Source organism: Actinotalea sp. JY-7885 (assembly GCF_014525465.1).
In the GTDB taxonomy this organism is placed as follows: Bacteria; Actinomycetota; Actinomycetes; order Actinomycetales; family Cellulomonadaceae; genus Actinotalea.
The window spans coordinates 24,487-35,163 of the sequence record NZ_JACEXH010000009.1; the positions used below are offsets into that span (position 1 = coordinate 24,487).

Genomic DNA, 10,677 nt, shown 5'->3' on the forward strand with positions numbered 1-10,677 from the left:
GGCGGGGCGCGTCCTCAGCCGGGCAGGCGGCACACGAAGATGGCCGTGCCCGGGAGCAGGGCGCCGCGCACCGGGCCCCAGCCGCCCCAGGTCCGGTCGTGCCCGGCGGGCCACTCGGGCTCCACGAGCCGCTCGAGGACGAAGCCGGCGGCCGCCAGGTCGCCGACGTGGTCGCCGAGGGTGCGGTGGTACTCGGCGTAGTGGACGTGCCCGTCGTCGTCCGCCTCGACGTAGGGCCGGCGGTCGAAGTACGAGCGGGTGGCGGTGAGCCCGCGCTCGCTCGGGTCGTCAGGGAACGCCCAGCGGATCGGGTGCGTCACGGAGAACACCCAGGGCGCGCCGGGGCGCAGCACCCGGGCGGCCTCGCGGTGCACGGCGTGGGCGTCCGGCACGAACGGCAGCGCGCCGAAGGCCGTGAACGCGGCGTCGAACGCGGCGTCGGGGAAGGGGAGCCGGCGCGCGTCGGCCTGGACCACGGGCGTCGTGACCGCACCGTCGAGCTCCCTGCTGCGCGCGAGCATGCCCCACGACACGTCCGTCGCCACGACGTGGGCGCCCTGCGTCGCGAGCCACCGCGAGCACTGCGCGGCACCGGCGCCGACCTCCAGCACCCGGCGCCCCGCCACGTCGCCCAGCAGCCGCGCGTCGCTCTCACGAAGGCCCTCGGGGCACCAGCAGAAGTCCGCGCTGCCGAGGAAGTCGCCGTGCTCGGCGAGGTACTCGGCGGCGTTCGCGTCCCACCACCCCCGGGCGGCGGCGCCCCCGACGTCGTCGGGAACAGACGTGAAGCCGGCGTGCATAGGCACAAAGTCCTCCATGTGCAGTAGTTTCGCCGAGTCCTCGATGTGACTGCCCAGTAACAGCGATGTGACACGGCGTGGGGCGCAGATCGCCGAGGCGCTCGAGGACAACGGCATCGCCCACGGCGCCGCGGCGCGGCGGCGGACGGTCGAGCTGCTTGAGGAGGCCGGGCTGCCCGACGCGGTGCGCCGCGCCGAGCAGTACCCCCACGAGTTCTCGGGCGGCATGCGCCAGCGCGCGCTCATCGCCATGGGCCTGGCCTGCCGACCGCGACTGCTGATCGCTGACGAGCCGACGTCGGCCCTGGACGTGAGGGTCCAGCGCGTCATCCTCGACCGGCTCGAAGGGCTCACGAGCGAGCTGGGCACCGCGGTCCTGCTCATCACGCACGACCTCGGGCTGGCCGCCGAGCGCGCGAGCCGCGTCGTGGTGATGTACCGCGGCGAGGTGGTGGAGACCGGGCCCGCCGCGCAGCTCCTCACCGACCCGCAGCACGAGTACACCAAGCGACTGCTCGCCGCGGCGCCGTCGCTCGCCTCCCGCCGCATCCAGCTCGCCAAGCGCGCCGGTGCGACGGGCGCTGTCCAGGACGACCTGCTCTCCGGTGCGGCCGACGCCCCGACCTCGACGGTTGCCGAGGACCCGATCGTCGAGGTGGACGACGTCACCAAGGTGTTCCACCTGCGCGGTCGCGGGCTGTTCGCGCGCCGCACGGAGTTCACGGCGGTGTACGGCGTCAGCTTCGCGATCCCGCGCGGGACGACGACGGCCATCGTGGGGGAGTCGGGTTCCGGCAAGTCCACCGTCGCCCGGATGATGCTGGCCCTGACCGCGCCGACGTCGGGCAGCATCCGGTTCAACGGGGCGGAGGTCGGCCCCGGGCGGTCGGGCGGCGCCGGCCGCGCTGCCGAGGTGGAGTTCCGGCGCAAGGTGCAGCCGATCTTCCAGGACCCGTACGCGTCCCTCGACCCGCTCTACACGATCTACCGGACCATCGAGGAGCCGCTGCGCGCGCACGGCATGGGCTCGCCGGCCGAGCGCCGGGCCCGCGTGCTCGAGCTCATGTCCGACGTCGCGCTGCCGGAGGATCTGCTGCGCCGCTACCCGGGCGAGCTGTCGGGCGGGCAGCGTCAGCGGGTCGCGATCGCCCGTGCCCTGGCGCTCAACCCCGACCTCGTGGTCTGCGACGAGGCCGTGTCCGCGCTCGACGTCATCGTGCAGTCGCAGATCCTGCACCTCCTGGCGGACCTGCAGCACCGCCTCGGGCTCAGCTACCTGTTCATCAGCCACGACCTCGCCGTCGTGCGCCAGATCGCGGACCAGGTCTGCGTCATGGAGCACGGCCGGATCGTCGAGCAGGGCACCGTCGACGACGTCTTCGACCGGCCGAAGCAGGACTACACGCGGGCGCTGCTGGACGCGATCCCGGGCCGCAGCCTCGAGCTGGCCGTGGGCGCCTGACGGCCCCCGGTCCCGGGCGCAGCACAGGCCCGGGCCGCTTCCCGGGGACCGACGGCCCGGCGCACGTCCACCGTCCTCGGTAGTGTGGTCCTCGCGGGCGCGCGTCGGGGCGCCGGACCCGCCCCCCTCACAACGAAGGAGCTCGCGTGCGCGTCGGACTGCTGACCGGAGGGGGCGACTGCCCGGGCCTCAACGCGGCGATCCGCGCCGTGGTGAAGCACGGTGAGGGCACCTACGGGCACTCGATCATCGGGTTCCGCAACGGCTGGAAGGGCGTCGTCGACGGCGACGTCATGCCGCTCGGCCGCCCGCACATCCGCAACGTGCTGCCCACGGGCGGCACCCTCCTCGGGACGGCCCGGTTCCACCCCGACGAGGAGAACGGCGGCATCGAGGCGGTGATGGCGACCCTCGAGGCGGAGCGCATCGAGGCACTGATCTGCATCGGCGGTGACGGCACCCTCCACGCCGCGAGCAAGGTCGCCGAGGCGGGCGTGCGGATCGTGGCCATCCCCAAGACCATCGACAACGACGTCGAGGGCACCGACCTGTCGATCGGCTTCCACACCGCGGTGAACATCGCGACCGAGGCGATCGACCGCGTGCACACCACGGCCGAGAGCCACAACCGCGTGATGGTCGTCGAGGTCATGGGGCGACACGCGGGATGGATCGCGGTCAACGCGGGCATGGCGGGCGGCGCGGAGCTGGTCCTGGCGCCCGAGGAGCCGTTCGACATCGACCAGGTCGTGAGGTTCCTCAAGCACCGCCACCGGGCCCACGCGAACTTCTCCATCGTCGTCGTCGCCGAGGGCGCGATGCCGCGCGAGGGCGGGTCGATGGACTACCGCACGCAGCTCGGCAAGTTCGGGGAGATCGTCGCCGGCGCGATCGGCGAGCGGGTGGCGAGCGAGATCGAGAGCCGCACGGGCTTCGACACGCGCGTCACGATCCTCGGGCACGTGCAGCGCGGCGGCTCGCCCACCCCGACGGACCGGATCCTCGGCAGCCGGTTCGGCGTCGCGGCGATGGACGCGATCTCTGCGGGCACCACCGGCGTCATGACGGCGCTGCGCGGCGAGCGCATCGAGCTGGTCCCGCTGGCGGAGGTCGCCGGGCGGGTCAAGCACGTGCCCGCGGACATGCTCCGCACGGCGCAGGTCCTCGCCTGAGGCGGAGGGCCGGGGCGCGTCCTCTTTGACCACCCTTCACCACGGCCCGTAGGATGGTCGGTGGTGTGGCGTGCCTCGTCATGCTGGTCTGTCGGTCCGACCATGCACGTCTCGCGCGCTCCTCGTCGGCTCCTCCGGGGGCAGGGGTGGTCCGCGCCGGTCGTGCCGGCGCACCCCGATCGATCCCTGTCCGCCCTACTCCCTGTCCGCATCGGAGCTCGAAACTCAATGACCATCTCCACCCCGACGAAGTCGGCCCCTCAGGTCGCGATCAACGACATCGGCTCGAGTGAGGACTTCCTCGCCGCGATCGACGCGACCATCAAGTACTTCAACGACGGCGACATCGTCGAAGGCACCATCGTCAAGGTCGACCGGGACGAGGTGCTCCTGGACATCGGCTACAAGACCGAGGGTGTCATCCCGTCCCGCGAGCTCTCGATCAAGCACGACGTCGACCCGGACGAGGTCGTCAAGGTCGGGGACGCCGTCGAGGCGCTCGTCCTCCAGAAGGAGGACAAGGAGGGTCGCCTGATCCTGTCCAAGAAGCGTGCGCAGTACGAGCGCGCCTGGGGCACGATCGAGAAGATCAAGGAGGAGGACGGCGTCGTCACCGGCACCGTCATCGAGGTCGTCAAGGGCGGCCTCATCCTCGACATCGGCCTGCGCGGCTTCCTGCCCGCGTCGCTCGTCGAGATGCGTCGCGTCCGCGACCTCCAGCCGTACGTCGGCAAGGAGATCGAGGCGAAGATCATCGAGCTCGACAAGAACCGCAACAACGTCGTCCTCTCGCGCCGTGCCTGGCTCGAGCAGACGCAGTCCGAGGTGCGCTCGACCTTCCTGCAGACCCTGCAGAAGGGCCAGGTCCGCCCGGGCGTCGTCTCCTCGATCGTCAACTTCGGTGCGTTCGTGGACCTCGGCGGGGTCGACGGCCTCGTCCACGTCTCCGAGCTGTCCTGGAAGCACATCGACCACCCGTCCGAGGTCGTCGAGGTCGGCCAGGAGGTCACGGTCGAGGTGCTCGACGTCGACTTCGACCGCGAGCGCGTCTCGCTGTCGCTCAAGGCGACGCAGGAGGACCCGTGGCAGGCGTTCGCCCGGACGCACGCCATCGGTCAGGTCGTGCCCGGCAAGGTCACCAAGCTCGTCCCGTTCGGTGCGTTCGTGCGCGTCGAGGACGGCATCGAGGGTCTGGTCCACATCTCGGAGCTGGCCGTGCGCCACGTCGAGCTGCCGGAGCAGGTCGTCAACGTCGGTGACGACACGTTCGTCAAGGTCATCGACATCGACCTCGAGCGTCGCCGCATCTCGCTGTCGCTCAAGCAGGCCAACGAGGGTCTCGACCCCACCAGCGAGGACTTCGACCCCGCGCTGTACGGCATGGCCGCCGAGTACGACGAGAAGGGGAACTACAAGTACCCCGAGGGCTTCGACCCGGAGACCAACGAGTGGCTCGAGGGCTTCGAGGCGCAGCGCGAGACGTGGGAGGCGCAGTACGCCGCCGCGCACGCCCGCTGGGAGGCGCACAAGAAGCAGGTCCTCGAGGCCGTGCAGGCCGACGCGGACGCGTCGAGCAGCACCTCGGAGTCGAGCTCCAGCTCCAGCAGCAGCAGCGCGTCGACGTACTCGTCGGCTCCCGTCGAGGAGGCCGCGGGCACGCTCGCGTCCGACGAGGCGCTCGCCGCTCTGCGCGAGAAGCTCACCGGCAACTGACGCCCGCGCCTCGGCGCGACGTCGGCACGGCCGCACGACGGGCCGGTCACCTTCGGGTGGCCGGCCCGTCGGCGTCTAGGCTGGATCCGTGACCGTCGACGAGGAGCTCACGGGCGATCGCGCCAGGACGGTTCGGCGGATCGGCCTCACGGGCGGGATCGCCGCCGGCAAGTCCGTCGTGGCCGCGCGTCTGGCGTGGCTCGGTGCGGCCGTGGTGGACCACGACGTGCTCGCGCGGCAGGTCGTCGCCCCGGGGAGCCCCGGCCTGGCCGCCGTCGTGGCCGCCTTCGGCGGGGGTGTCCTGACCGCGGCCGGCGAGCTCGACCGGCCTGCCCTCGGCCGGGTGGTGTTCGCGGACCCGACGGCGCGCGAGCGGCTGAACGGCCTGGTGCACCCGCTCATCCGGGCGGCGGCCCACGCCGCGGAGGCCGCCGCGGTGGCGGCCGGGTACGACGTCGTGGTCCACGACATCCCGCTGCTGGTGGAGACCGGCCAGGCCGGCCGGTTCGACGAGGTCGTCGTGGTGGACGCCCCGGCCCAGCTGCGCCTGCGGCGTCTCGTCGAGGGGCGTGGGCTGGACGCGGAGGAGGCCTGGGCGCGCCTCGCCGCGCAGGCGGACGACGAGGCCCGGATCGAGGCGGCGGACGTCGTGCTCGACGGCGCTGGCTCCGTCATGGACCTGCAGGCCCAGGTGGACCGGCTCTGGGAGCGCTGGCGCACGGCGGCACCCGCGTGAGCCGGACGGTGCTGCTCACGGGCTTCGAGCCGTTCGACGGGCAGGTGGCGAACGCGTCCTGGGACGCCGTGCGTGCGGTGGCTCAGGGCTGGGACCGCGACGAGCAGGTCGTGGTCGCGCTGCTGCCGGTCTCGTTCCGCGGTGCACGCCAGCGGCTGCGGGACGCGGTCCGGGAGCACGCGCCCGACGTCGTCGTGCTCGTCGGGGAGGCGGGCGGCCGGTCCGCCGTCGGCGTGGAGCGCGTGGCGCTCAACGTCATCGACGCGCGGATCCCGGACAACGACGGCTCCGCGCCGGTGGACGTGCCCGTCGTGGCCGGCGGTCCGACGGCGCTCCTGAGCGGTCTGCCCGTCAAGGCGTGCCTCGCGGCGGTGCGCGCGGCGGGCGTCCCGGCGGAGGTCTCGAACACCGCCGGCACCTACGTGTGCAACGCGACGTTCTACGCGCTCATGCACCTGCTGGCGTGCTCACCCGGCCTCCCGGGCGTGCGCGGCGGCCTCGTGCACGTCCCGCGCGACGTCGCGCAGGTGCGTCCCGGTGAGGCGTCGCTGCCGGTGGGGCAGTCGGCGGTGGCGCTGCGGGCCGTCCTCGGGGCGTGTCTCGACGGCAGCGAGATCACGATGGCCGCCGGGTCCGAGGCGTGAGTCGGCAGGCGGGGTGACGCGGGTCGGCCCGGCCCGGCCCGGCGCTCGCGCGTCGGGCCGACCGGGCCGGTCGCCGGTGTCAGTTCTGCTGCGTCGGCACCATCGAGAGCAGGCCCTCGATCTCGGCAGCGACGAAGCGGCGGTGACCGCCGAGGGTGCGCACGGCGCTGATCTTGCCGGCGTTGGCCCAGCGCGTGACGGTCTTGGGGTCGACCCGGAACATCGTCGCGACCTCGCCGGGCGTGAGCAGGGCGTTGGTCGTCGTGGTGGTGGGGGCTGTCTGCATGTCGTGTCCTTGTCATCTGGTGGCTGGGCTGCCCTGGTCGGGCCCCTGGCTTTGCGTCCCCGCCTTGCGGCGGGTTTGCCCTTGTCTGTGACGAGGCGGTGGTCCGGATGATCCGGACTCCGTGCCTCACAACACGGTATCGGGGACGAACCGGACAGGCTTGAGGACGCGCCGATGTGATCTACGTCACACACGATCGTCGCGCGGGTGTGCCGGCCGGACCGACCCCGGGACGGGCCGTGTCGGACCCGCGACGTACCGTGGAGCCATGCGCCCCGTGACCGACCTCCAGCGCCGTGCCGCCACCCTCGAGGTGGTCTCCGAGTACACCCCGTCGGGCGACCAGCCCACGGCGATCGCCGAGCTCACCGAGCGGATCCAGGCGGGCGAGAAGGACGTCGTGCTCCTGGGCGCCACGGGTACCGGCAAGTCGGCGACGACGGCGTGGCTCATCGAGAAGCTGCAGCGTCCGACCCTGGTGATGGCGCCGAACAAGACGCTGGCGGCGCAGCTGGCGACGGAGTTCCGCGAGCTGCTGCCGAACAACGCGGTCGAGTACTTCGTCTCGTACTACGACTACTACCAGCCCGAGGCGTACATCGCGCAGACGGACACCTACATCGAGAAGGACTCGTCGATCAACGACGAGGTGGAGCGGCTGCGCCACTCCGCGACGAACTCGCTCCTGACGCGGCGCGACGTCATCGTGGTGGCGTCCGTGTCGTGCATCTACGGCCTCGGCACGCCCCAGGAGTACGTCGACCGCATGGTGCACCTGGCCGTGGGGGACCAGATCGAGCGCGACCAGCTGCTGCGCCGGTTCGTGACCATGCAGTACACCCGCAACGACATGGCGTTCACGCGCGGCACGTTCCGGGTCCGCGGGGACACCGTGGAGATCATCCCGGTGTACGAGGAGCTGGCGATCCGGATCGAGTTCTTCGGCGACGAGATCGAGGCCATCCACCTGCTGCACCCCCTGACGGGCGACGTCCTGCGCTCGGAGGCCGACGTCCACCTGTTCCCGGCGACGCACTACGTCGCGGGGCCCGAGCGCATGGAGCGGGCGATCTCCTCGATCGAGGCCGAGCTCGAGGAGCGGCTGGCCGAGCTCGAGCGGCAGAACAAGCTGCTCGAGGCGCAGCGGCTGCGCATGCGCACCACGTACGACATCGAGATGATGCGCCAGGTCGGCAGCTGCTCGGGCATCGAGAACTACTCGCGGCACATCGACGGGCGCGGTCCGGGCACGCCTCCCCACACGCTGCTGGACTACTTCCCCGAGGACTTCCTGCTGGTCATCGACGAGTCGCACGTGACCGTGCCGCAGATCGGCGCCATGTTCGAGGGCGACATGTCGCGCAAGCGGGCCCTCGTCGAGCACGGCTTCCGCCTGCCGAGCGCCATGGACAACCGGCCGCTGCGCTGGGAGGAGTTCGTCGAGCGCATCGGCCAGACCGTGTACCTGTCCGCGACGCCGGGGCCGTACGAGCTCGCGCAGTCCGACGGCGTGGTCGAGCAGATCATCCGCCCCACCGGCCTCGTGGACCCGGAGATCGTCGTCAAGCCGACCACGGGTCAGATCGATGACCTGCTGCACGAGATCCGGGTCCGCGCCGAGCGCGACGAGCGGGTCCTCGTCACGACGCTGACCAAGAAGATGTCGGAGGACCTCACCGACTACCTGCTCGAGCGGGGGGTGCGGGTGCAGTACCTGCACTCCGAGGTCGACACGCTGCGTCGCGTCGAGCTGCTGCGGGAGCTGCGGATGGGCCAGTTCGACGTGCTGGTCGGCATCAACCTCCTGCGCGAGGGCCTGGACCTGCCGGAGGTGTCGCTGGTGAGCATCCTCGACGCCGACAAGGAGGGGTTCCTGCGGTCCGGGACGTCCCTCATCCAGACGATCGGCCGCGCGGCCCGCAACGTCTCGGGCCAGGTCCACATGTACGCGGACAAGGTGACGCCGGCGATGGCGATGGCGATCGAGGAGACGACGCGACGCCGCGAGAAGCAGGTGGCCTACAACCTCGAGCACGGGATCGACCCGACCCCGTTGCGCAAGCGCATCAGCGACGTCACCGACATGCTCGCGCGCGAGGACCTGGACACCGCCGCGCTCCTCGAGGGGGGCTACCGCAACAGCGGCAAGGGGAAGGCGCCGGTGCCGGGGCGCAAGGGCGGCGCCGCCCCGTCGGAGCGTGCGAAGCTCGCGGCCGTGCCCGCGGCAGACCTCGCGGACCTCATCGGCGAGCTCAGCGAGCAGATGCACGCCGCGGCGGCCGAGCTGCAGTTCGAGCTCGCCGGCCGCCTGCGCGACGAGATCGCCGGGCTGAAGAAGGAGCTCCGCGCCATGACGGCCGCGACCGCGTGAGCGTCCCCGCGCCGCGCGGCGGCGCAGGGAGGCCCCGTCAGTCCCAGGGGCCGAAGACCGGCTGCCACGGGCGCACGTCGCGTGCCGCGACCAGGCCCGCGACGGCGAACGGGTCCGGGTCGAGCAGCGCGCGGACGGCCGACGCGTCGTCCGCGCGGACGAGGAGCAGGGCGCCGTCCGGCTCGTGGTCGCTGCCCTCGGTCGGACCGGTGAACGGTCCGCTGGCGAGCAGCCGGCCCGCCGCGTAGAGGTCGGCGAGGAACCTGCGGTGCTCCGGTCGGACGCGGTCGCGGTCGGCGACCTGGTCGTCGTAGGTGTAGAGGACGGCGAAGACGGTCATGACCCGATCCTGCCCTCTGGTTCACCCGCCCGGGGAGGCCCCTCGACATGCGGGACGGGCCCTCCGCGCCTAGTTTCGTGGGAAGGGTCCCGCGGCGGGCGGCGTCACGTCCGGTCACAGGTGCACGAGGAGGCAGATGGTGACGCCAGGGGCGGACGTAGCCCGAGGTGTTCTCCTCGACGACAGGTACCGCCTGGAGGACGTGCTCGGCCAGGGCGGGATGGCGACGGTCTACCGCGCCCACGACCTGGTCCTGGACCGTGACGTCGCGGTCAAGCTCTTCCCCCCCGTGGCCGAGGACGCCGAGGACCTGCTGCGGCACCAGTCCGAGATGCGGGTGCTCGCCCAGCTGAGCCACCCCGGCCTGGTCACCCTGCACGACGCCGGCCTCGCGCACGCCGAGGGCCCGATGCGTCAGACGTACCTCGTCATGGAGCTCGTGGACGGACCGACCCTCGCCGACCGGCTCGCCGGCGGGCCGCTGAGCCCGCGCCGCGCCGCGCGCCTGGGCCGGCAGGTCGCCGAGGCGCTGGCGACCGTCCACGCCGCGGGCGTCGTCCACCGTGACGTGAAGCCGGCCAACGTGCTCCTCGTCGAGCCCGCCGGCGCGGGGGACGAGGACCCGGACGCGGTCTCCACGACGGGGCCCATCGCCAAGCTCGCCGACTTCGGCATCGCCCGGCTCGCCGACGGTGCACGGCTCACGGTCACGGGCACCACCCTGGGCACGGCGACGTACCTGAGCCCCGAGCAGGCGGCGGGAGCGCCCGTCGCGGCGCCCACCGACGTCTACGCGCTCGGGCTCGTGCTGCTCGAGTGCCTCACCGGCCGCAAGGCGTTCACCGGCACGATGGTCGAGGTGGCCGCGGCCCGGCTCAACACGTCGCCCGCGGTCCCGACCACGTTCGGCCCCGAGTGGGCCGACCTGCTGGAGGCCATGACCCGCCGGCGGCCCGAGGACCGGCCGACCGCGGCCGAGGTCGCGGTCCGGCTGGCGGACCTGGTCGTGGACGGCGTCACGACCGGCGAGGTCGCGACCGGCCTGCTCGCCACCGTCGCCCTCGACGCGGCCGGTGCGGCCCCGGCCGGGCACGCGATGCCCGAGGCCATCCCCCCGCTCGTGCCGCCGCCGCCGCCCCGGCACCGCAACACG

General features: G+C 72.6%; 10 protein-coding genes and 1 riboswitch. Of the genes, 7 read left to right on the forward strand and 3 right to left on the reverse strand.

The genetic code is table 11. From position 1 onward, the window contains the following. Positions 1–14: 14 nt before the first annotated feature. Positions 15–818, reverse strand: coding sequence for a class I SAM-dependent methyltransferase (locus IDM29_RS02065; RefSeq protein WP_188037147.1), 804 nt, complete (start codon positions 816–818; stop codon positions 15–17). 49 nt (positions 819–867) lie between these two features. Between IDM29_RS02065 and IDM29_RS02070 the strand changes: the two genes are divergently transcribed. The 5 genes from IDM29_RS02070 to IDM29_RS02090 all read left to right on the forward strand — a co-directional run bounded on the left by IDM29_RS02070 (position 868) and on the right by IDM29_RS02090 (position 6,527). Further along, on the forward strand, positions 868–2,262 hold the full coding sequence (locus tag IDM29_RS02070) for a dipeptide ABC transporter ATP-binding protein (protein WP_375372394.1): 1,395 nt from the start codon (positions 868–870) through the stop codon (positions 2,260–2,262). 146 nt (positions 2,263–2,408) lie between these two features. Then, a complete protein-coding gene (locus IDM29_RS02075) occupies positions 2,409–3,434 on the forward strand; it encodes a 6-phosphofructokinase (RefSeq protein ID WP_182113802.1) in 1,026 nt (341 codons plus the stop codon). Between the two features lie 228 nt (positions 3,435–3,662). Continuing rightward, complete coding sequence (rpsA, locus tag IDM29_RS02080) at positions 3,663–5,147, forward strand: 30S ribosomal protein S1 (RefSeq protein ID WP_182113803.1); 1,485 nt, start codon at positions 3,663–3,665, stop codon at positions 5,145–5,147. A gap of 88 nt (positions 5,148–5,235) precedes the next feature. Further along, the gene (gene coaE / locus IDM29_RS02085; RefSeq protein WP_188037148.1) at positions 5,236–5,883 is read left to right on the forward strand and encodes a dephospho-CoA kinase; all 648 of its coding nucleotides are present in this window, start codon (positions 5,236–5,238) and stop codon (positions 5,881–5,883) included. Beyond that, the gene (locus IDM29_RS02090) at positions 5,880–6,527 is read left to right on the forward strand and encodes a pyroglutamyl-peptidase I (RefSeq protein ID WP_188037149.1); all 648 of its coding nucleotides are present in this window, start codon (positions 5,880–5,882) and stop codon (positions 6,525–6,527) included. Before coaE ends, IDM29_RS02090 begins: the two co-directional genes overlap by 4 nt. Before the next feature lie 79 nt (positions 6,528–6,606). On the opposite strand, the gene IDM29_RS02095 is transcribed toward IDM29_RS02090, so the two are convergent. Then, positions 6,607–6,813: a BldC family transcriptional regulator gene (locus IDM29_RS02095; RefSeq protein WP_182113806.1), complete on the reverse strand. Its 207-nt coding sequence runs from the start codon at positions 6,811–6,813 to the stop codon at positions 6,607–6,609. 15 nt (positions 6,814–6,828) lie between these two features. Continuing rightward, a riboswitch (cyclic di-GMP riboswitch) is annotated at positions 6,829–6,903 on the reverse strand. A gap of 178 nt (positions 6,904–7,081) precedes the next feature. Between IDM29_RS02095 and uvrB the strand changes: the two genes are divergently transcribed. Beyond that, positions 7,082–9,184: an excinuclease ABC subunit UvrB gene (gene uvrB / locus IDM29_RS02100; protein ID WP_182113807.1), complete on the forward strand. Its 2,103-nt coding sequence runs from the start codon at positions 7,082–7,084 to the stop codon at positions 9,182–9,184. 37 nt (positions 9,185–9,221) lie between these two features. Here the strand turns inward: uvrB and IDM29_RS02105 are convergent, their stop codons facing one another. Continuing rightward, positions 9,222–9,524: a YciI family protein gene (locus IDM29_RS02105; protein WP_182113808.1), complete on the reverse strand. Its 303-nt coding sequence runs from the start codon at positions 9,522–9,524 to the stop codon at positions 9,222–9,224. Between the two features lie 136 nt (positions 9,525–9,660). On the opposite strand from IDM29_RS02105, the gene IDM29_RS02110 reads away from it, so the two are divergent. Then, on the forward strand, positions 9,661–10,677 hold a 1,017-nt coding region (locus tag IDM29_RS02110), incomplete at its 3' end, for a serine/threonine-protein kinase (RefSeq protein ID WP_188037150.1).